20 protein-coding genes are annotated in these 20,996 nt (G+C 72.7%); 5 read left to right on the plus strand and 15 right to left on the minus strand.

What is annotated here, in order from left to right; genetic code table 11:
- Positions 1–242: 242 nt before the first annotated feature.
- On the plus strand, positions 243–2,243 hold the full coding sequence (locus tag F4562_RS32885) for an ABC transporter ATP-binding protein (protein ID WP_184546631.1): 2,001 nt from the start codon (positions 243–245) through the stop codon (positions 2,241–2,243).
- Between the two features lie 146 nt (positions 2,244–2,389).
- Here F4562_RS32885 and map read toward each other — a convergent pair whose 3' ends face one another.
- A complete protein-coding gene (gene map, locus F4562_RS32890) occupies positions 2,390–3,157 on the minus strand; it encodes a type I methionyl aminopeptidase (RefSeq protein WP_184546630.1) in 768 nt (255 codons plus the stop codon).
- 68 nt (positions 3,158–3,225) lie between these two features.
- Between map and F4562_RS32895 the strand changes: the two genes are divergently transcribed.
- The gene (locus F4562_RS32895; protein WP_184546628.1) at positions 3,226–3,480 is read left to right on the plus strand and encodes a helix-turn-helix domain-containing protein; all 255 of its coding nucleotides are present in this window, start codon (positions 3,226–3,228) and stop codon (positions 3,478–3,480) included.
- A gap of 105 nt (positions 3,481–3,585) precedes the next feature.
- On the opposite strand, the gene F4562_RS32900 is transcribed toward F4562_RS32895, so the two are convergent.
- Entirely contained in the window at positions 3,586–4,485 is a 900-nt protein-coding gene (locus tag F4562_RS32900; RefSeq protein WP_184546627.1) for a helix-turn-helix transcriptional regulator, read from the minus strand.
- Between the two features lie 164 nt (positions 4,486–4,649).
- Between F4562_RS32900 and F4562_RS32905 the strand changes: the two genes are divergently transcribed.
- Positions 4,650–5,690 (plus strand): NAD(P)-dependent alcohol dehydrogenase, encoded by a 1,041-nt coding sequence (locus F4562_RS32905; protein WP_184546625.1) that lies wholly within the window; start codon positions 4,650–4,652, stop codon positions 5,688–5,690.
- A gap of 218 nt (positions 5,691–5,908) precedes the next feature.
- Here F4562_RS32905 and F4562_RS32910 read toward each other — a convergent pair whose 3' ends face one another.
- The gene (locus F4562_RS32910; RefSeq protein WP_184546623.1) at positions 5,909–6,970 is read right to left on the minus strand and encodes a tyrosine-type recombinase/integrase; all 1,062 of its coding nucleotides are present in this window, start codon (positions 6,968–6,970) and stop codon (positions 5,909–5,911) included.
- A gap of 276 nt (positions 6,971–7,246) precedes the next feature.
- Complete coding sequence (locus F4562_RS32915; protein WP_184546621.1) at positions 7,247–7,555, minus strand: hypothetical protein; 309 nt, start codon at positions 7,553–7,555, stop codon at positions 7,247–7,249.
- 288 nt (positions 7,556–7,843) lie between these two features.
- Between F4562_RS32915 and F4562_RS32920 the strand changes: the two genes are divergently transcribed.
- Positions 7,844–8,119: an early set domain-containing protein gene (locus tag F4562_RS32920; protein WP_184546619.1), complete on the plus strand. Its 276-nt coding sequence runs from the start codon at positions 7,844–7,846 to the stop codon at positions 8,117–8,119.
- Positions 8,120–8,176: 57 nt separating this feature from the next.
- Here F4562_RS32920 and F4562_RS32925 read toward each other — a convergent pair whose 3' ends face one another.
- The 11 genes from F4562_RS32925 to F4562_RS32975 all read right to left on the minus strand — a co-directional run bounded on the left by F4562_RS32925 (position 8,177) and on the right by F4562_RS32975 (position 19,965).
- Positions 8,177–9,679: a hypothetical protein gene (locus F4562_RS32925; protein ID WP_221207736.1), complete on the minus strand. Its 1,503-nt coding sequence runs from the start codon at positions 9,677–9,679 to the stop codon at positions 8,177–8,179.
- A gap of 1,466 nt (positions 9,680–11,145) precedes the next feature.
- A complete protein-coding gene (locus F4562_RS32930) occupies positions 11,146–11,583 on the minus strand; it encodes a nitroreductase family deazaflavin-dependent oxidoreductase (protein WP_184546615.1) in 438 nt (145 codons plus the stop codon).
- A gap of 104 nt (positions 11,584–11,687) precedes the next feature.
- Entirely contained in the window at positions 11,688–13,013 is a 1,326-nt protein-coding gene (locus F4562_RS32935; RefSeq protein WP_184546613.1) for an NAD(P)/FAD-dependent oxidoreductase, read from the minus strand.
- Positions 12,950–13,270, minus strand: a complete 321-nt coding sequence (locus F4562_RS32940) for a 2Fe-2S iron-sulfur cluster-binding protein (protein WP_184546611.1) — start codon at positions 13,268–13,270, stop codon at positions 12,950–12,952. Before F4562_RS32940 ends, F4562_RS32935 begins: the two co-directional genes overlap by 64 nt.
- A 17-nt stretch (positions 13,271–13,287) precedes the next feature.
- Entirely contained in the window at positions 13,288–14,514 is a 1,227-nt protein-coding gene (locus F4562_RS32945; protein WP_184546609.1) for a cytochrome P450, read from the minus strand.
- A 16-nt stretch (positions 14,515–14,530) separates the two neighbouring features.
- Entirely contained in the window at positions 14,531–15,436 is a 906-nt protein-coding gene (locus F4562_RS32950; RefSeq protein ID WP_184546607.1) for an SDR family NAD(P)-dependent oxidoreductase, read from the minus strand.
- 30 nt (positions 15,437–15,466) lie between these two features.
- Positions 15,467–16,393 (minus strand): SMP-30/gluconolactonase/LRE family protein, encoded by a 927-nt coding sequence (locus F4562_RS32955; RefSeq protein ID WP_184546605.1) that lies wholly within the window; start codon positions 16,391–16,393, stop codon positions 15,467–15,469.
- Between the two features lie 35 nt (positions 16,394–16,428).
- Entirely contained in the window at positions 16,429–17,376 is a 948-nt protein-coding gene (locus F4562_RS32960) for an alpha/beta hydrolase (RefSeq protein ID WP_184546603.1), read from the minus strand.
- Positions 17,377–17,397: 21 nt separating this feature from the next.
- Positions 17,398–18,261 carry an SDR family NAD(P)-dependent oxidoreductase gene (locus F4562_RS32965; protein WP_184546601.1) on the minus strand — a complete coding sequence of 288 codons (864 nt, stop codon included), beginning with the start codon at positions 18,259–18,261 and terminating at the stop codon, positions 17,398–17,400.
- The gene (locus F4562_RS32970; protein WP_184546599.1) at positions 18,258–19,415 is read right to left on the minus strand and encodes a serine hydrolase domain-containing protein; all 1,158 of its coding nucleotides are present in this window, start codon (positions 19,413–19,415) and stop codon (positions 18,258–18,260) included. Before F4562_RS32970 ends, F4562_RS32965 begins: the two co-directional genes overlap by 4 nt.
- A gap of 148 nt (positions 19,416–19,563) precedes the next feature.
- On the minus strand, positions 19,564–19,965 hold the full coding sequence (locus F4562_RS32975) for a nuclear transport factor 2 family protein (protein WP_221207734.1): 402 nt from the start codon (positions 19,963–19,965) through the stop codon (positions 19,564–19,566).
- A 194-nt stretch (positions 19,966–20,159) separates the two neighbouring features.
- Here F4562_RS32975 and F4562_RS32980 point away from each other — a divergent pair, with 194 nt between their 5' ends.
- Positions 20,160–20,966: an enoyl-CoA hydratase/isomerase family protein gene (locus F4562_RS32980; protein ID WP_311734228.1), complete on the plus strand. Its 807-nt coding sequence runs from the start codon at positions 20,160–20,162 to the stop codon at positions 20,964–20,966.
- Positions 20,967–20,996: the final 30 nt, after the last annotated feature.

The raw sequence follows: 20,996 nt of genomic DNA on the forward strand, positions 1-20,996 counted from the left end.
GCCCGGCCCTCTCCGGCCGGCCCCCTCCGAGGGGCTCCCGTACCGGGAAGGCCCCGTACGGCGGTCGCCCGCCGGTCCCGCGGCACCCGGGGGAGCACCCGGCCTTGACCTCAAGTTACGTTGAGCTCCTAGGGTCGGTGACGCCGCCCGGCCACACCGGGACGGCACCCCCCGGTACGCGACCCGCGGCCCCGCACCGGGACGGCCCGAAGCGGGGACCGCGGAGAACACGGTGATGCGCGATGGACATGGAATCGACCGCCTGGCACGCCCTGTACAGGACGGCGAACGCCCAGCGTGACCGGCGGCCCTTCTCGGCCGCCACTCTGCGGCGCATCGCGTCCGCCGCCCGCCCGCACCGGGTCATGCTGGTGTGCTTCCTGCTGCTGAGCGTGGTGACGGCCGTCCTGGCGGTGGTGACCCCGGTCCTGGCCGGACGGGTGGTGGACGCCATCGTCACCGGCGCACCCGCACCGGCCGTGGTGACCCTGGCCGCCCTCATCGCGGTCATCGCCCTGGCCGAGGCCGGGCTCGGCCTGCTGGCCCGGTGGCTGTCGGCGAGCATCGGCGAGGGACTGATCCTGCACCTGCGCGGCGCCGTCTTCGACCACGTCCAGCGCATGCCGATCGCCTTCTTCACCCGCACCCGCACCGGGGCCCTGGTCAGCCGGTTGAACAACGACGTCATCGGCGCCCAGCGCGCCTTCAGCGACACCCTGTCGGGCGTGGCCGGCAACGTGGTCACCCTCACCCTGACCCTCGTGGTGATGGCCGGCATCTCCTGGCAGGTCACCGTCCTGGCCCTGGCGCTGCTGCCGGTGTTCGTCCTGCCCGCCCGGCGCATGGGCGCCCGCCTGGCGCGGCTGCAGCGCGAGGCGGCCGACCACAACGCGGCGATGAGCACCCAGATGATCGAACGCTTCTCCGCCCCCGGCGCCACGCTCGTCAAACTGTTCGGCCGTCCCGAGGAGGAGTCCGCCGAGTTCCTCACCCGTGCCCGCCGGGTCCGCGACATCGGCGTGCGCACCGCCATGGTGCAGTCGGTCTTCGTCACCGCGCTCACCCTGGTCTCGGCGCTGGCCCTGGCACTGGTGTACGGGGTCGGCGGGGTCGCGGCGCTGGGCGGGCGGCTGGAGCCCGGCGCGGTGGTGGCCCTGGCGCTGCTGCTGACCCGCCTGTACGCGCCGCTGACCGCCCTGGCCGGCGCCCGCCTGGAGGTGATGAGCGCCCTGGTCAGCTTCGAGCGGGTCTTCGAGATCCTCGACCTGCGGCCGTTGATCGTCGACCGGCCCGGTGCCCGGCCGCTGCCCGAGGGGCCGGTGTCGGTGGAGTTCGACCAGGTGAGCTTCGCCTACCCCTCGGCCGACAAGGTGTCGCTGGCCTCCCTGGAGGAGGTCGCCGCCCTCGACACCCGGGGCGGCGTCCCCGTGCTGCACGAGGTGTCCTTCCGCGCCGAACCCGGCCAGATGGTCGCCCTGGTGGGTTCCTCCGGGGCGGGCAAGTCCACGATCGCGCAACTCGTCCCGCGCCTGTACGACACCGACGCCGGCGCCGTGCGCCTGTCGGGGATCGACGTGCGCGACCTGTCGGCGGCCTCCGTCCGCGCCACGCTGGGGATGGTCACCCAGGACGGCCACCTGTTCCACGACTCCATCCGCGCCAACCTGCTGCTGGCCCGTCCCGGGGCCGGGGAGGAGGAGTTGTGGGAGGCGCTGCGCCGGGCCCGGCTGGAGGACCTGGTCGCCTCCCTGCCCGACGGGCTGGACACCGTCGTCGGCGAGCGCGGCTACCGCCTGTCCGGTGGTGAGCGCCAGCGGCTGACCATCGCGCGGTTGCTGCTGGCCCGCCCGCGCGTGGTGATCCTGGACGAGGCCACCGCGCACCTGGACTCCACCTCCGAGGCGGCCGTGCAGGAGGCGCTGGCCGAGGCGCTGGCCGGGCGGACCGCGATCGTCATCGCCCACCGGTTGTCGACGGTCCGCGCGGCGGACCTGATCCTGGTCGTCGAGGACGGGCGTATCGTCGAACGCGGCACCCACACCGACCTGCTGGCCGCGGGCGGCCGTTACGGGCAGCTGTACCGCACCCAGTTCGACACCGGCCACGACGACGGGCGCGGAAACGGCGACGGTGCCGGAGCCGGTCGCGACGGCACGGGCACCGGCCGCGACGCCGCGCCGGACCCCGCGGGCACCCCCGGTGCGGCGGCTTTCGAACCGGCGCCCGCCGGAGCCGCCCGCTGACCCTCCGGCCCGCGCGACCGCGCGGGAGCGCACGAGCGAGGACCGCACGAGGGCGGGAGCCGGCGGCGGGCGGGCTCTCCCGCCGCCGGCTCCGGCCATGCCGGGGCGTCCTGCCGGTGCCGGACGGCCGGGGGAGTGCGGCACAGTCAGGGCAGGGTCAGCACACGGGGGCCGTCCTCGGTGACGGCCACCGTGTGCTCGGTGTGCGCCGCGCGGCTGCCGTCGGAGCTGGACAGGGTCCAGCCGTCGGCGGCGGTCACGTAGTCGTCGACGCCGCCGGCCACGAACATCGGCTCGATCGCCAGGACCAGGCCCGGCCGCAGCGTCATGCCCCGTCCCGGGCGGCCGTGGTTGGGCACGTGCGGGTCCTCGTGCATGGCCCGGCCGATGCCGTGGCCGCCGAAGTCCTCCGGGATGCCGTATCCGGCCGCCCGGCCCGCCCGGGCCACCGCGTGGCCGACGTCACCCAGCCTCCCGCCCGGCACGCACGCGGCGATCGCGTCCGCCAGGGCCGTCTCGGCGGTCTCGATCAGCTCCAGGTCGCCGGGGCGGGGGGAGCCGACCACGAAGCTGATCGCCGAGTCGCCGGCCCACCCGTCCAGGTAGACGCCGCAGTCGACGCTCAGCAGGTCACCGTCGCGCAGCCGGTAACCGCCGGGGATGCCGTGCACGATCGCATCGTTGACCGACGCGCAGATCACCGCCGGGAACGGCGTCGGCGCGAAGTGCGGTTTGTAGCCGAGGAAGGCCGACTTGGCCCCCATGTCGGAGATCACCGACACGGCGACCTCGTTCAGCTCCAGCAGGCTGACGCCCACCCGTGCCTGCTCGCGTACCGCGGCCAGAGCCACGGCCACCACCCGGCCCGCCTCGCGCATGGCCTCCAGTTCGGCCGCGGACTTGATCTCCACCATGTGGCACACCCTCCCGATCACCCAATACCTATACCGTTATTGTTATCACGGTTGCTAGGATGTGCCACATGGTGCGACCCCCGCTGACCGAACTCGACCGCGAACGCGGCCACCGCCTGGGTGCGATCCTGCGCCAGGCGCGCGGCTCACGCAGCATGGCCGAGGTGGCCGCCGCCGCCGGCCTGTCCGCGGAGACCGTCCGCAAGATCGAAACCGGCAGGATCCCCACCCCCGCCTTCTTCACCATCGCCGCGCTCGCCCAGACCCTCGGCGTCTCCCTCGACGTCCTCGTCGAGGTCTGCACCCCCGAACGCGCCGCCTGAGCCGCCCCTCGCCCCGCCCGCCGACCGGCGACGCCCGTCCGCCAGGCCCTCGCGGACACCGCCCCGTCCGCCGGCACCACAAGGACGGCGCAAACGGCGCAGCCGTCACGCAAGCCGTTTCGGAGGCTCCGGGGCCGCCTCGCGCGCCCGGTCGTCGCCGGAGTGGGATGACGCGGCCCAGCTGGCCAGGAGGCGGAGCCTGTCCTCGGAGTCGCTGCCCGGCTGGGTGCCGTAGGCGACCAGGGTGAGGTCGTCGGCGGCCAGGGTGAGGGATTCGTAGGTGAGGTGGAGGTCGCCGACGACCGGGTGGTGGAACGGTTTGGCACCGAGGTGGTGCTGGCGCACGTCGTGGCGGGCCCAGCGGGTGCGAAAGTCCTCGCTGCGCGTGGACAGCTCGCCGACCAGGTCGGTGAGGTCCTTGTCGTAGGGGTCGCGGCCCGCCTGGGCGTGCAGGAGGGCGACGGTGTCGTCGGCGGCGCGGTCCCAGTCGCCCCAGAACAGGCGGGAGCGGGGGTCGAGGAAGATGAACCGGGCGTGGTTGGGGACAGCGCCGCGGGCGGCGTCGATCATGGGCGCGTACAGGGCCCGGCCGAGGGCGTTGGTGGCCAGCACGTCGCCGCGGCCGTTCATGACGAACGCGGGAGCGCCGGTCATGGAGGCCAGGAGCCGCTGCACGCCGGCCCGCACGGCGCGGGCGGCGGGGCGGCGCCGGCGGCGGGAGCCGGGCCCGGCGGCGCGCGCCAGGTCCTCCAGGTGGGTGCGTTCGGCGTCGTCGAGCCGCAGCGCACGGGCCAGGGCGTCCAGGACGTGCTCGGAGACCCCCGACAGGTCGCCGCGTTCCAGGCGGGAGTAGTACTCCACGCTGACCCCGGCGAGCTGGGCGACCTCGGCGCGGCGCAGGCCGGGCACCCGGCGGGTGCCGTAGGAGGGCAGCCCGGCCTGCTGCGGGCTGATCCTGGCCCGGCGGGAGGTCAGGAACTCACGGATCTGGCTGCGATGGTCCACGCCTTCCAGGCTAGGCGGCCCTCCCGGCGGCAGGGGTGCCCTGCCAGTACACCTTTCACCAGTGCCTTCCTCCCGTCCCGGCCGGCGCCTTCGATGGGTGACGGACACCTCGCCCGGCCCCGTGGACACCCGGGGAGCGGGTCCCGACCAAAGGAGCGATCTTCATGCGCGTGCACGCCTACGCCGCACCGGCCGCCGCCGAGCCGCTGGTCCCCACGGTCATCGAACGGCGTGACGTCGGTCCCGGCGACGTGCTCATCGAGATCAAGTACGCCGGCGTCTGCCACTCCGACATCCACACCGTCAACGGCGACTGGGGGCCCCAGCCCTACCCGCTGGTCCCCGGCCACGAGATCGTCGGCGTCGTCACCCAGGTCGGCGCCGCCGTCACCCGGCACCGGGTCGGTGACCGCGTCGGAGTCGGCTGCATGGTCGGCTCCTGCGGCCGGTGCGCCAACTGCCGCAACGGCGACGAGCAGTACTGCCTGGAGGGCATGGTCCCCACCTACGCCGGCACCGACCGGGACGGCACCACCACCCAGGGCGGCTACTCCACCCACGTCGTCGTGGACGCCGGCTTCGTCCTGTCGGTGCCCGAGGGCATCGACCTCGCGGCCGCGGCGCCGCTGCTGTGCGCGGGCATCACCACCTACTCTCCGCTGCGCCGCTGGGGGGCCGGCCCGGGCAAGAAGGTCGCCGTCGTCGGCCTCGGCGGGCTGGGACACCTGGCCGTCAAGATCGCCCACGCCATGGGCGCCGAGGTCACCGTGCTCTCACAGTCGCTGAAGAAGCAGGAGGACGGCCTGCGGCTCGGAGCCGACCACTACCACGCCACCGGCGACCCCGGCACGTTCGCACGACTCGCCGGCCGGTTCGACCTGATCGTCAACACGGTCAGCGCCGGCATCGACGTCGACGCCTACCTCGGCCTGCTCGCACTCGACGGCACCCTGGTCAACGTCGGCGCCCCCGCCGAGCCGCTGAGCCTCAACGTGTTCTCCCTCATCGGCGCCCGGCGCTCCTACGCCGGATCGATGATCGGCGGCATCGCCGAGACGCAGGAGATGCTGGACTTCTGTGCCGCACACGGCATCGGCGCCGACATCGAGCTGATCCCGGCGGACCGGATCAACGAGGCCTACGGGCGTGTCCTGGCCTCCGACGTCCGCTACCGGTTCGTCATCGACACCGCCACCCTCGGCTGACGCGCGGCGCGACCGATCCGCACGCTCCTCACCCGGCCCGATCGCCCCCCCCCGGGACCGATCCGCCGCAGGCGCTCCGGCCCGGTGCGACTGCGGGGCGGGCCCCGCCCCGGCACGTCACAGGTGACCACCGGTGGCGGGCGGGCGGGAGCGGACGCGGCAGGGCGGGGGAGCGTGGTGTGCGGATCCATCGCGTCCAACGGATCGACGACCCTGCGCTACCCCGAAGCCGACGGCCCCCGAAGCAGCGGATGCGAACGCATCGCCACCTCCAGCTCCCCGGGCAGCTCGTCGCGGTAACGCCCCAGCGTCGCCAGATCACTGTGCCCCAGCACCCGGCGCACCGCGTCCATGTCCACGGCGTCGGCCAGCAGATGCGTCGCCGTGGTGTGCCGCAACCCGTGCGGAGTCACCGAGCGCCGCCGATCCGGCTCCACCCGCCGCTGCACCCGGTCGATCACCGCCTGCACATCTCCCCGCGCCAGCCGCCTGCCCCGCCACGACAACAACAACGCCTTGTCCGGCGAATCCCCCCGCCCCCGCGCGAGATACTCCTCCAGCGCCCGCGCCACGTCACCCGGCAGCGGCACGTCCCGCGTCCGGCCCCCCTTGCCGAAGATCCGCCAGTACCGCACCCCGTCGTTGGTGTAGAAATCCTCCACGTTCGCCCGCACCAGCTCCGACACCCGCGGCCCGATCGTCGACAACATCAGCACGATCAGCCCGTCACGCGACTCGGTACGCTGATCCCTGCGCCGGGCCCGGCCCGCTCCCGAAGCCGCCCCGCCCGCGGGCGTCCCGCCGTCCGCGCCGTCCCCGCCCAGCTCCCGCGCCGCCCCGATCAACCCCTGGGCCTGCTCCCGGGTCAGCGCCCGCCGCTCGGCCCGCAGGCCGCCGCGCTCCCTGGCCGTCACCGTCGCCGCGGCCATCGGGTTGATCTGCACCCACCCGGCCAGCACCGCGTGCTTGAACAGCGCCGACACCGACCGCCGGAACCGCGCCTGGGAGGAGGCCGACTGCCCCCCCTCGCCATCCCGGCCGGCCCGCCGCCCGTCCGGCTTGCGGGCGAAGGCCAGCAGGACGGCGTCGACGTCCTCACCCGTCATGTCGTCCAGCACCACCCGCTCACCCGCCAGCCGCACGAAGGTCGCCACATCCCGCGCGTACACCTCCGCCGTCGACATCGACAGGGCACCGGTGGAGACCTTCGCCCGCACCAGCTCCACATACCGGTCGGCCGACTCCGCCACGCTGAGACGGTTCACCTCGACTGGCCGCATGATCCGCGCGTCACCTTCCCTCCGACACCGGCCACGGGGCCACCCGGGCCGCACCACGCACCCTCGCCGTCCGCCCCGGCCGCCGGCGCCCACCGCGTCGTGGCGGCGCCCACCGAGGGAGGGCGGGGGAGAGGCTCCCGCGCACGACGCCCCCGCCCGGCCGACGATCACGCCCATCCCACCACGGTAGAGGAACACCCGCACGTCGGGCTCACGGATCCGTCCCGGGGATCGGCCCCGTCCCGGACGACGTCCCGCGAGACCACGGGCAGATGTTCACCGATATCCGGGCTCTTGCGACCCGCGGAGCCGCCGTCGCCGGCCACGGAGTCCCTCCAGCGCAGCGGCGACCTCACCGACCTGCTCGGGCCGCCGGGTGCACCAGTCGGAGACGTCGTCGAACCATCGGTTCCAGACGGCGCAGACAGCGTCGGCGGTGATCTCTTCCTCACCGCGCACCAGAGCGGTGAGATCACCCACCTCGGAGTCGTACTCGTCTTCGGGAGCCCCCATGCCCAGCAGGCCTTCGGGGTCGTATCGATTGATCAGTACACGGACGGCGGCGGCCACCTGATCATCAGTCATGACTCCAGCATGCCTCGCGGCAGCCGGGCCTCCGCCGCGATCGCTCCCGGCCGTGATCGCTGCCGGCGGCGGGCGGGCACGCGGCAGCCGACGGCCCGGCTGCGCCGGCCCGGGCTCCGGGGCGGGGGAGGGGCGGTGAACCCCCAACACGCCGATAAAACGCCTATAACGCTGGAAAAGGTGAAAGGGCCGTGAATAGTCTGTTACAGCACGCGTTCCCCCCTACCGCGCCGCCCCGCCGGCCACGAAGCTGACCTCACCGCCACCACCCGGGGAGGACCACCACCCATGCTCAGGCGCACACCGCTGTTCGGCCGCAAAACCCGCGTCACCTTCACCCTGCCCGCCGACCGGCCCGCCGGTGTCGTCAGCGTCGTCGGCGACTTCAACGGCTGGGAGCCCGGGCTGCACGAACTACGCCGCCGCCGCAACGGCCGGCGAACCGTGTCGGTCATCCTGCCCGCCGGCACCCACCGCTTCCGCTACCTGGCCACCGGCGGCCTCTGGTTCGACGACGACACCGCCGACCACATCGACGACCACGGCAGCATCATGCACCTGTGACCCACCGGCCACGGCACCGGCCACCCACCCGCCGCCCCGCCCACCACCGGACCAGGCCTACCTCCGCACCGGGCGCCGCCCCACCCGCCCGGCGCACAGGTACGGCCGGGCGAGAGCGAGCGCGAGCCCGGTGAGACCGACCCCCAGATACACCGGGGCCAGATGCTCGAAACTCGTGTAACCGATGAGCACGTGCACCACGACGGCGGGCAGGAAACCCGCGGCCGCGGCGAGGGCCAGCGACCACCACACCCACGACTCGCCGCGACGCCACCCCCACATGCCGAGCAGGACGACCGCCAGCGCGACGGCCATGAGAGCACCACCGAAACCGGCGCGATCATGGGCGACGAACGGCACCAGCCGCGGGTTGACCGCGTCCAACCGGCCGGCGTCGGTTCCCAGGAACACCAGGTCGGTCGGGACGAACACCCCGGTGAGACCCACGACGGAAACCACGGCCCCTCCCACCAGCAACCCCGAACCGACCACGATCATCAAGAACTGTCCGACGAGAGCCCGCCGCCGCAGCCGCTCCGGCCCCTCCGGCCGCACCCTCCACCGCCGCCGCACCGGCCGCCAGGTGGCCAGCAGGAACATCGGCGACAGCACCACCGTGACCACGGCGTGCAAAGGCTCCACGAAACCGGTGCCCAGAAAACAGAACAGCGTGGAGAAGGCGACCAGGCCGGAGACGAGATACGCCCTACGCGCCCACCCCCACCCCCTCCGCAGACCTCCCCACGCCAACCCCGCGTACAGCACACCGATCGCCACCATGGTGCCGGCCATCGTGATCCGGTCATGCTGCAAGAAAGGCACCAGAGCCGGGGTGACGGCACCGAGATGGTGGAGATCCATACCGAGGTAGTCCTCGTCGTACCACAGCAGCACCGGCCCGACCGTGATCACGGCGGCACCCAGCCCGGCGCCGATCATGCCGAGCCCGACCAGCAGCCCCCACCACCACCGCGGCCAGCGCCGCGGATCCGCAGTGATCTCCCGCAGCCCGGCCGGCGCCTCAGCAGGCGCCTCGGCCGAGATCACCGCCTCGATGACCCGCTGGAACCAGCCGGGCCCCGCGGCCACCAGCACCGCGGGCATGGCCAGCACCGTCACCGCCGGATCGGCCAGCGCCGCCGTGGCGCGCGCCACGGCGGGATCGGCGAGCCGGACCACATCCGGCTCGTCCCCGACGACCACCCGGTCGACGTACGGAGCCAGCCGCGCCGCCACCTCGGGCACGGACGCGCGGACGATCACCCGGCAGCGCCGGCCGGCAACGGCCCGGTGCACCAGCGGCACATCGGCCGGGGCGACCGGCCCGACCTCGATGACACCGGCACCCTGAACCGGCAACGCCCGAATCGCGTCGCGGGCGAACTCGACCGGAACGACCGCACCGAGCCGCACCGCCACATCCGCCGGGGGACGGGGATGATCGAACAACCCCGCGACGAGCCTGGCCCCTCCGGGCAGGGAGGTCAGCGTGGCCAAGGCCCGCAACGCCGCCCGCTGCGACCGCCGCCGGCCCACGACAGCCGCCGCGAAAGCCCGCAAGGGATGATAAGTCCAGTCCGGCACGCCTTCCAGGGTCACACACCCGCACGCCGGCCGAGAACCGGGGCCATGGCGCGCAACACCACACCCGCCGGGATCAGCCGGGCCGCGGCATCGCGCAGCGACACCGCCGGCGCCACGGAGGTCAGCCGGCGGGCCTTCGGCCGGCGGTCGGGCCCCGGCGTCCGGCCGGGTGGTTCTGCGGGCGGGGGACGAGCCGGCGCCCGGGTGTCCGCGGCCAGGCCTGGTCCGGTACGGGCGGCGCGGGCGGCGGTCCTCCGATCCCTGGTCCGGGGGGCGAAGCCGACGGCACCGACGGCGTCATGGACGCGTCAGGAAGCTCGAAGGGGGAGTCCACGCAAATGATGCATAAGTGCGATTATGCATCAAAAGTGGAGGAACCCCAGATCGCGGAAGGGGTTCGGCCAGCCCGTCCGTCGCGCCGCAGACCGTCCGCCGCGAACCGCACGACGACGATCGCCGCCCGCTCGCACAACCGCCCGCTCGCACGCCGGCGGACACGACATCCGGGCCTCACCGCGACGAGAGCCGCGCCGCAGGGACGACCCCGGCCTGGCCGTGTACGCGGCCGAATCCACCCGGCCTGGCCGCACACTCGATCACCGGCTTTCGGGCCGCCGTCGTCGCCGCGAGCCGGCTACGGGCCGATGTGCGCGGGTGACGGTCCCGGATCGCGCCGGACCCGCTTTCGCGCTCACCTGAGGGCCGCCGGACCGAAGCTCGCCGGACCGGCGTCGATCCCGCCGATCCTGTCATCCCGCGGGTTCCGCGCGGTGTTCGGTGCGGTGTCGCGCCGGACGGCTCGGGGTGACGGGAACGCGAATGAGCCGGGTGCGGTCGTCCCCCGGTTTTCCCCGGGTCCGGCCCGGGTGGTTGCGATCGTTCGAGGAAACCGTTGCCGCACTACGCGGTTCTGGCGAAAGCCTCACAAAATGGATACCGAGGACCTCTATCGTTATACCGGACAGAATCCACCTTCTGTCTGGTTACGCCTGACTCCCGGCCGACCGCCGGATGGGACGCCGCAGCTACTGCGATGACCGCGGGCCGCGAGATGGTGTGCGCCTTCGTGCTCGGCTCGGTGCGGCTCTCGCTCGACCCGGTCCCGCTCGACCCGCGCTTGCGGCGCGAGCCTCGGCGAGGCGCGATGTTCGATCGCGGCGGGACCGCCGCCCTCTCGCGTCGGCGGGATGCCGGCTGGGAACTCCCCCGTCGCGCCGCCGGCGGGTCCTCCCCTGGATCGTCCCGCCTCACCGATGCTCCGGGTGACCCGGCGGATCGCGCCGCCGCCCATCAGGGAGGTGTCATGCGTACCCACTCCCCCGGCCATGCGGCCGCTGCCGCGCGTGTGCGCGAAGGTTTGGGCATTCCTGGGCGGCGCGGTGTTCGCTCTGGCCGTCACCGGCGCCATGCCGCGCGTCGTGCCGCACCGCCCCGTCGGTGGGTCATGGGATGGGGTCGAGAACGAAGACCGGAATGTCACGATTAGTTAACTTTTGATACTTTTCGTAGTCGGGCCAGGTCCGCACGGCCATGGCCCACCACTTCTCGCGCTCCTCACCCTCGACGCGGCGTGCGACGTAGTCGCGGGCGACCGCGCCGTCCTGCAACGAGACGTGCGGGTCGGCCGTGATGTTGTGGTACCAGAAGGGGTTCGTGGGTGCTCCCCCCTGGGAGGCGACGACGGCGTAGCGGGTGCCGTCGGAGATGCGCATCAGCGGCGTCTTGCGGATCTTCCCGGATCTGGCGCCCCTGGTGGTGAGGATGACGACGGGGCGGCCTTGCAGGGTGTCGCCCTCCGCACCGCCGGTGCGTTCGTAGAGCTCCACCTGCTCGGCGACGAAGCCGACCGTGCTGGGTTCGTACTCGCCGATCAGTGGCATGGCGGTTCCTTCATGGTGGTGTGGGTGGGCGGGGTGCGGGGCTGGTGTGGTCCGGGTGCTGTGCGCTCGCCGGATGCGGCGATGCCCGCTTCGGCGGATCGCCGTCACCGGGGTGTCCGGGCGGCGGCGAGGTGTTCTTTCAGTGACAGACCGGTGTCCGCGGCCGTCACCCGCGGCAGGGGGGTCTCCTCACCGAGGGCCCGGCGTACCGCCAGGAAGTCGGCGGGGCTGTTGAGGCATTCGGCGGCGACCAGTCGTGAGCCCCGATAGCGCAGTGTCGTGTGTTGTCCGGGGCGTCGGCCTGTGCGGAGCACGATCTCGTCGTCCGGCCGGGCCAGTCCGGCGATCTGCAGTTTGAGGTTTCCCTGGTCGGACCAGAACCATGGGACGCTGCGGTAGGGGCGGTGCAGGCCGGTCAGCGTGCCGGCGGCCGAGGTGGCCTGCTCGACGGCGTTGTCGACGCTTTCCAGCCGTAGCCGGACGGTGCCGTCCGACGCGGGGGAAGGGTCGGGGAGGTTCGCGCAGTCCCCTACGGCGATGGTGTGGCCGTCGGAGGCCAGGCAGTGGGCGTCCACGACGATTCCGTTGTCGCAGTGCAGGCCGGCGGCGCGGGCGAGTTCGTCGCGTGGTTGGGCGCCCACGCCGATGACGACGAGGTCTGCGGGCAGTTCGTCGCCGTCGTCCAGTTCGACCGCCGTGATCGTGCCGTTCGTGCCGCGCAGGCGGAGCGGGCGTACTCCGGTGCGGATCCGTACTCCGGCGGCGCGGTGCGCGGTTGCGACGATCTTTGCTGTGGCCGCGCTGACGACGCGGTTCATCAGTGTGGGTGCGGCTTCGACCACCGTTGTGGGCACGCCGGCCGCCGTGGCGGTGGCGGCCACCTCCAGGCCGATGAAGCCGCCGCCGATGACGACCAGGGCGGTGGCGGTGGTCAGGCGTTGGGCGAGGGCTTGCGCGTCGTGGAGGTCGCGTAGTGTCAGCACGCCGTCGAGGTCGGCGTGCTCGATCGGCAGGTGGCGGGGGCGTGCGCCGGTGGCCAGCGCGAGGCGGTCGAACCTCCAGCGGCGGCCGGTGGCGGCGGTGGCCGTGCCGGTTCCGTCGCCGGCCAGTTCGATGTGGTCGATGTGTTCGTCCACTACCAGGTCGATGCGGTGCTGGGTGTAGTAGGCGTCGCTGCGTAGCGCGAGTGACGACAGCGGGGTCTGGCCTTTGAGGAATGTCTTGGACAATGGGGGGCGGGTGTAGGGGGCGTGTGGTTCGCCTCCGATGAGGGTGATGGGTCCTTTCCATCCCTGGTCCCGGGCGCTGCCGGCGAGGTGGGCGCCGGCTTGGCCGGCGCCCACGATGAGCAGGTGGGGTGTGGTGTTCACAGCTGGGCTTCCGGGATGGTCACGTGGACTTCCTGGCCCTCGCGCAGGATGAGCTGGCATGACAGGCGGGAGTTGTCCTGGCGTTCGGTGGCGGCGCAGTCGAGCATCTCGTCCTCGTCGTCGCCGACGGGGGGGAAGTCGTCGGTGTTCTCCTCGGCGAGGAAGACGTGGCAGGTCGCGCACGATAGGGAGCCGCCGCACTGGCCGACGATGCCGGAGACGCCGTTGCGGACCGCGGTCTGCATGACGGAGTCGCCGGCGGTCGCTTCCAGGGCTGTCTGGCGGCCGTCGGGCTGGGTGTAGAAGATTTTCGGCAACGCGCTGCTCTTTCCGTTCACCAGGTGACCGGCAGGTCGGTCATCGGCTGGGTCAGTACGTCGTAGCGGACCACGGGTTCGCCTGCCAGCCGCAGGTTCGGGAGCCGCTTGAAGATCTCTGCCATTCCGACCTGCAGTTCCATGCGGGCCAGTGGTGCGCCGAGGCAGTGGTGCAGGCCGTAGCTGAGCATCAGGTGCGGGTTGTCGGTGCGGGTGATGTCGAAGCGGCCGGGGTCGGTTACGGCGTCGGGGTCGTGGTTGGCGGCGGTGGGGTCGATGCTGACGGCTTCGCCGGCGGTGATCAGTTGGCCGTCGATGATCACGTCTTGTGTTGCGACGAAGGGGACGAGGCCGCCGCCTCCTCCTACCGGTTGGCCCATCATGAAGGCGCCGTGGCGCAGTATTTCTTCGGCCGCTGTGGGGGCCAGGGCGTCGGGGTCGGTCATGAAGAGTGCGCGTTGTTCGTCGGAGCGCAGCAGTGACAGTACGCCGGTGGTCAGGAAGTTGGCGGTGTTGTCGAAGCCTCCGACGATGAGCAGGAACGCGATGGGCAGGATTTCAGCGTCGGTGAGGGTTTCGTCGCGTTCGTGGGCGTGGGCCAGGGAGCTGAGCAGGTCGTCGTGCGGTTCGGCCCGTCGTTTGGCGATCAGGTCGGTCATGTAGGCGGCGAGTTCGCCCATGTCGGCGGTGATCTCCTGCTCGGTTCTGCCTGCGACCGACAGGGTGGAGGAGCTCCATCGTTCGAATTTCTCGCGGTCGGCCGAGGGGACGCCGAGCAGTGAGCTGAGCATTTCGATCGGCAGTGGTACCGCGTATTCGGCGACGAGGTTGCGTACCCCGCCGCGGGTGATCATGGTGTCGATCAGTTGGTTGGCGAAGGCGGCGGCTGAGTCCCGCATGTCGCGTACGCGTCGCGGCGAGATCGCTTTTTGCACCAGTTTGCGGAGCTTGGTGTGCTGGGGTGGGTCTTCGAATTGGAGCGTCGTGCGAAGGAAGTCGGGGAAGGGCACGAAGAACGGCACCTCCCGCTCCCCCGTGCGGAACGGTTCCCGGACGAACCGCTGGTCGCTGAGCATCTGCCGTGCCGCCTGGTTGCGGTGCACGATCCAGACGTCGCCGCCGTGGGGCATGGTGACCTTGGTCATCGGGCGGTCGGCCATGAGGCGCCGCAGGTGTTGCACGGCTTCGGCCGCGGGCCGGGCCGCGAAGGGGAACTCGGTGCCGGCGTCGTGGTGGGTGGTCATCGTCTCTCCGTCGGACTCAGGCGGAATGGGGCTGCGCCGCGGTGATGGTCTGCGGCTGCGCCTCGGGGGTGAGGGCCATGATGTCGTCGAACCGGTCGGCGACCGTCTCGATGGTCAGGCCGGGGTCGTGGATGCCCCGGGTGGTGACGACGGCGAGCCTGCTGACGCCGCCTCCGGCGGCGTTGAGGACCTCGCCGCTCACCCGGCAGGAGGGGTGGGTGAGGTAGGCGGCCACCGGGGCCACGTGCTCGGGCAGGAGTTGGGTGCGCATGTACTGCAGCACGTCCGGGGAGAGCGAGTCGGCCGAGTTCTCGGCCATGCGCGTGCCGGCCCCGGGTGCCAGGGCGTTGACCAGCACGCCGTGCGGGGCGCCTTCGACGGCGAGGTTGCGGGTGAGGGAGAAGACGGCTCCCTTGGAGCTGCCGTAGTGCGTCATCAGCGGGTTGCCGAGCATCGCGGCGGAGACGGTGTTGACCACCCGGCCGGTGCCGGAGGCGATCAGGTGCGGCCAGGCCGCGCGGCAGACGTACAGCGAGCCGAAGAAGTGCACGTCGAGGTGGCGCCGGTACTCCTCGGCCGGGACCTCGTCGAAGCGCCCGGTCCGGACGATGCCGGCGTTGTTCACCACCGCGTCCAGCCGGCCGAATTCGGTCAGGGCGGTTTCGACCACCGCGGCGGCGCCGCTCTCGGTGGCGACGTCGGCCCGGCAGGCGACGGCCTGCCCGCCGGCGGTACGGATCTCGGCGACGACGGCGGAGGCCGGGTTGTCGTCCTCGACGCCGGAGCCGTCCACGCTGGAGCCGAGGTCGGCGACGACGACGGCGGCTCCGCGGGCGGCGAGCAGCAGGGCGTGTGCCCGGCCGATGCCGCGTCCGGCGCCGGTCACGATCACGACGCGGTCGTGGAAGGAAAGCAGGTCCACAGCGGATCCTCTTCTGGTGGGGTTGGCGTGTCAGGGGCGGTTGGCTCCGCCGGTCGCCTGGACCGGGACCTGCCAGATGGTCCCGCGGCGGTTGCGCCGGGACTCCTGCCAGTCCAGGACGTCCAGGCCGGCGCAGATGTACAGGGTGCGCCGGTCGGTGCCGCCGAGCACGCAGGCGGGCGGCAGGGCCTGGGTGGCGTCGAAGGGCACCAGGTCGGTGACGGTGCCGCCCTCGGTGAAGCGGGCCACGGCGGGGACGCCGGGCATTCCCGCCCAGACGCCGCCGTCGTCGTCCAGGCAGATGCCGTCCGGCAGGGAGGGGGTGGGGGCGAAGACGCGCCGGTTGTCCAGGCGGCCGTGTTCGTCGCGGTCCAGCACGGTGATGCGGTTGGCGAAGGCCTCGGCGGTCAGCACGCGGCGTCCGTCGGCGGTGATCGCGATGCCGTTGGCGCCGGACATGCCGCCCAGGTCGGTCAGGGCATGCGCGGTGCCGTCGGGTTCCACGGCCAGCAGGGGCGAGTCGCGTGGTTCCTCGCCCTGGAACAGTTCGAAGCCGAGCTGGGTGACGTAGGCGCGGCCGTCGCCGTCGACGACCATGTCGTTGACCGGTCCGCTCGCCAGTGGCCGCAGGTCGGCGTGTTCGGTGAGCCGCTCGCCGTCGAAGGCCAGGACGAGCCGTTCGTGCATCGAGGTGACGATCAGTCTGCCGTCGGGCAGCCAGCCGAATCCGCCGGGGATGACCTCGGTGCCGTCGGCGGAGGTCCGCAGGGACAGGTCGACCACGGTGTGCGGGGTGCCGTCGTCGTCCAGGCGGACGATGCGGTGGGCGTACATGTCGCTGAGCCACAGTGCCCCGTCGTGCCAGCGGGGGCATTCGGCCCAGGTGTACCCGCCCGACAGGCGGCGGGCGGTGAGGACGCGGGCGTCGGCGAACGGATCGGCGGCGGTGTCGGCCACGGGTTCTCCTGGAGGTGGTGCCGGGTGGCGTGGGGTCAGAAGGGCAGCGGGTGGGTGAACTTCGCGCGCAGCAGCGCGCCGATCTCGGCGACGGCGAGGCGGCCCCTGGCGAGGTGGTCCGATTGGGCGAGGAAGCCGTGGTAGGTGCCCGGGTATCGGGTGTGGGTGGTCTGGACCCCGGCGTCGCGCAGCCGGTGGGCGTAGCGCTCGCCCCAGTCCCTGATCGGGTCGCATTCGGCCGTCACCACGATGGCCGGTGGCAGGCCGCTCAGGTCGGCGGCGTAGGCGGGGATGCGGTACGGGCTGTCGGGGTGGCCTCGTCCGGCGTCGGCGTTCTCGTTGAGGAACAGGACGTCGTCGCGGCTCAGGATGGGGGCCTGCGCGTGCTGGGACATCGAGCGGGCGGCCATGTCCCGGTCGAGGCCGGGGTAGGCGAGCACCTGGCAGCTGATGGCCGGTCCGCCGCGGTCGCGGGCGGCCAGGGCGACCGCTGCGGCCAGGGTGCCGCCTGCGCTGTCGCCGGCGACGGCGAGCCGGGTCGGGTCGACGCGTAGTTCGCCGGCGTGTTCGGCGGTCCAGAGGGTGGCGGTGTAGGCGTCGTCGAACTGGGCGGGCGGCGGTGATTCCGGGGCGAGGTGGTATCCGACCGACACCACCGTGGCGCCGCTGTGGTGGGCCAGGTGCCGGGCCAGTGGCTCGAAGGAGTGGTTGGAGCCCAGGCACATGCCGCCGCCGTGGAAGTACACCAGTACCGGTGCCCGCTCGTCCGGTGTCGGGCGGTGGACGCGCAGCGGGATCTCCCCCCACCGTCCGTCGATCAGGTGGTCCTCGGTGGAGGCCATGACCGGCAGGCCCGCGGGCAGCGGCGTCGTTTCCATGGCGTGGCGGATCGCGGCGAGGCCGCGCTCGCGCATGGGTGGCGTCGCGGCGATGGCCGCGGCGATCGCCGCGGCGTCGGGGTCCAGGTTGGGTGGCGGGGGCATGGGCGGGCTCCGGCGGGCGGGTCAGGGGGCGGGGACGGAGAACTCGCCCCGCGGCAGGTGCGGGGGGCGGCGGTGGAGCAGGGTGTCGGCCCGTGCGGCCATGGCGTCGGCGACGAAGGGCTGCGACAGCAGGTAGAACTCCTGTGCCGCGGCCTGGTCGAAGAACACGCGGGCGGCGTCGAGGGGGTCCATCGCCTGGGCTTTGATCTGCAGCATGGCCGAGCGGTGGTCCTCGGCGGCGGTGACGTCTCCGTCGTCGACGGCGCCGGCGGACTCGAAGATGTTCGAGGTCACGGCTCCGGGCAGCACCGCCTGGACGTGGACGTGGTGGCCGTGGCCGGCGAGTTCGACCTCCTGGTGCAGGCATTCGGTGAGTGCCAGGACGGCGTGCTTGCTCATGATGTAGGGCGCCTGCAGCGGGCCGGCGCTGACCCCGCCGACCGACGACAGGTTCCACACCCACGACCGGCCGGGGTCGGCCATCATGCGCGGCAGGAATGCGCGGACGCCGTGGAAGACCCCGCTGATGTTGATCGTCACCAGGCGTTCCCAGTTGGCGACCGGGGTGTCCCACAGGTAGCCGAACTGTTCCACCCCGGCGTTGTTGACCAGGAGCCTGACCGGGCCGGCTTCGCTGAGGGTGGTCTCGGCCAGGCGTTCGACGGCGTCGGGGTCGCGCACGTCGCAGGCGACGTCGAGGGCGTGGGCGCCCTGCTGCTGCAGTTCGGTCCGCAGGGCGGTGATCGCCGTGGTGTCGACGTCGGCGAGTACCACGGTCATGCCGAGTTCGCGGGCGGCGTAGCGGGCCAGGCCGGCGCCGATGCCCGCACCGGCTCCGGTGATCACCGCGACGCCGCCGCCGAACAGGTCGTGTGCCGCGCTCATCGCGTGCTCCTCTCACGCTCGGCGATGATCTCGCGGACGGCCCGCACCACGGGTTCGAAGGTGCTGCCGGGTCCGGCGCTCACCGGGGCGTCCATGTTGTTGTGGCAGATCGCGACCGCGATCCGGTCGCGCAGGTCGGCCCAGGCCACGGAGCCTCCCGCGCCGGGGCTGTAGATGATGGAGCGGTGGTCTCCCACGAGGGGGTCGGAGGCGCCTGGTTCGCCGCCGAGCCAGAACCCGTTGGCGCCGAACCACACCGGGATGGTCAGCACCTGGTCGGGGGCGTGCGCGTCCGTGCGGGGGCGGGTGAACGTGGCGATCCTGTCGGGTGACAGCAGCCGGACGCCGTCGAGTCGCCCGCCCTCGGCGAGCATCGCGAAGATCCTGGCCACCGAGGCCGCGGTGGTGATCGCGCCGGCTCCGGGGTCCACGGCCTGTCGCATGACCGGCTGGTTGTGCACCTGGGAGCCGGGGAAGACCGCCCGGGGGCTGATGTCGTGCTGGTCGGCGATCGTGAACGCGTCGCCGCCGTACAGGGTGGCCACCCGGCCGAGGTCGTCGTCGGGCACCCCGAGGTGGAAGTCGGTGACGCCGAGCGGCGCGCAGATCTCCTCGGTGACGAAGACGTCGAAGGGGCGGTGCGCCGGGTCGGTGCGGCGTACGACCTCGCCGATGATCCAGCCCCAGACCAGGACGTGGTAGGCGTTGGTGGTGCCCGGCTCGTAGCGGGGGGTGAGGTGGGCGATGCGGTCGGTCATCCACTGCCAGTCGGCCAGGAGTTGCGGGGTGACGCCCGCGGGCATCTGCGGGATGCCCGCCCGGTGTGACAGTGCCTGCTCGACCGTGACGGTGTGCTTGCCGGCTGCGGCGAACTCGGGCCAGTACCGGGCGATCGGCGCCTGCAGGTCGACCAGTCCGCGTTCGGCCTGCAGGTGGAGCGCGGCCGCGGTGACGCCCTTGGTCACGGAGAACACCGGGAACAGGGTGCGTTCGTCGACGGGCGTGCCCGTGGTGACGTCGGTGACCCCGGCGACGGCGTCGACGATCAGTTCGCCTCGGTGGTAGGCGGCGACGGCGATGCCGATCTCCCCCAGTTCCAGCGCGTGATCGAGGGCTCGGCCGAGGCGGGGATCGGTGTGGTCTGCGGCTGTCATCGACTCTCCCCTGCGGTGTGCGGGCCGGTGCGGCGTCCCGGGCCGGGTCGGCGCCGTCGGGCCGGTGACCCGACGCTAGGGCGGACGCGATGCCGTCGCGGGGCGATGTTCCGGTGAGTGGACGGCTTGAGTGCCCGGGGGTGCGGCGTCAGGTGGTCACCTCGCGCCGTGTCAGGATCCAGCGGCCGTCCTGGACGCGGCTGAGTTCGTCGTGGTAGGAGCCGACGGCGAGGATCGCCGCGGGTGAGGTGGACGACACGAGCAGGAAGTAGGAGAAGGCGGTGGCGCGGTCGCCGGTGGTGTGCACCTCCAGGTTGGTGATCACGTGTCGGTTGCCCGAGTCAGGGCCGGCGTGTCCGAGCTCGCGCATCCGGCCCAGCCCGATGACGGTCTGCTCGCGGCCGCGCCAGTGCGTGCCGGCCATCGTCCACTGCACGTCGTCGGCGAGCAGGGCGGCGAGGTCGTGGAGGGTGCCCTCGTCGGCCAGGCGGGCGAACGCGTGCAGGGTGTTGACGATGCCGATCGTCTGCGGTGTCTCACGGGGGCTCATGGACGTCCTTCGCCTCGGCCCCCGCCGGCGGTGGCCGGCGGCGGGGGCGGGTCGGTCTGCGGGGAAACGACTGTGCCTCTGGTCGCCCGTCGTGCGGTGGCGGACGTCCACTCAGCGGACACCTCGTCGCCGCCGGCGGCCGGCGCCGGGCAGGGTGGGGGACGATCTCATTCCCGACGGTGTGGAGGCCGCTCGTGACAGCAGACGTCGAGACCCGCTCCGGGCCCGTGCCCGAGCCGGACCTGTCGGTCACGGTGGAGGGCGGGGTGGGGCTTGTGGAGATGCGCCGGCCGCCCGCCAACTTCTTCGACGAGCATCTCATCGGCCGGATCGTGGATGCCGCTCGTGAACTGGACGGCACCGGCGAGTGCCGGGTGCTCGTTCTGGCTTCGGCGGGAAAGCACTTCTGCGCCGGCGCCGACTTCGGTGAGGGCGGCGGTTTCGACAGTGATCGTGTGGCCGTGTCGGAGCGTCTGTACCGGCGGGCGGCGCAGCTGTTCGAGATCCGGATCCCGATCATCGCCGCGGTGCAGGGGGCCGCGGTGGGCGGAGGTCTGGGCCTGGCGTGCGCGGCCGACTTCCGGGTCGCCGACGTGAACTCCCGGTTCGTCGCCAACTTCGCGTTGCTGGGTTTTCACCAGGGGTTCGGGCTGAGTGTGACCCTGCCGGACATCGTCGGCCGGCAGGCCGCGGCCGGCATGCTGCTGACCGGGCGGCCGGTGCGCGGTCAGGAGGCGTGTCGTATCGGGCTGGCCGACCGGCTGGCCGAGCCCGGGCGGCAGCGGGAGCAGGCGCTCGCCTGGGCGGGTGAGCTGGCGGCGGCGGCGCCGCTGGCGGTCAGGTCGATCCGCTCGACGCTGCGTGCCGATCTGGCGCGTCGGGTTCGTGAGGCTCTGGAGCACGAGTTGGCCGAGCAGTCCCGTCTGTGGGCGACCGGGGACTGCGCCGAGGGCATCGCGGCGAGTCTCGAGCGTCGGCCCCCGGTTTTCCGCGGGGAGTGACCGCCGCACGTCAGCGGGGGGCCGGCTGCT

This window comes from Streptosporangium becharense, from assembly GCF_014204985.1.
Classification (GTDB): Bacteria; Actinomycetota; Actinomycetes; order Streptosporangiales; family Streptosporangiaceae; genus Streptosporangium; species Streptosporangium becharense.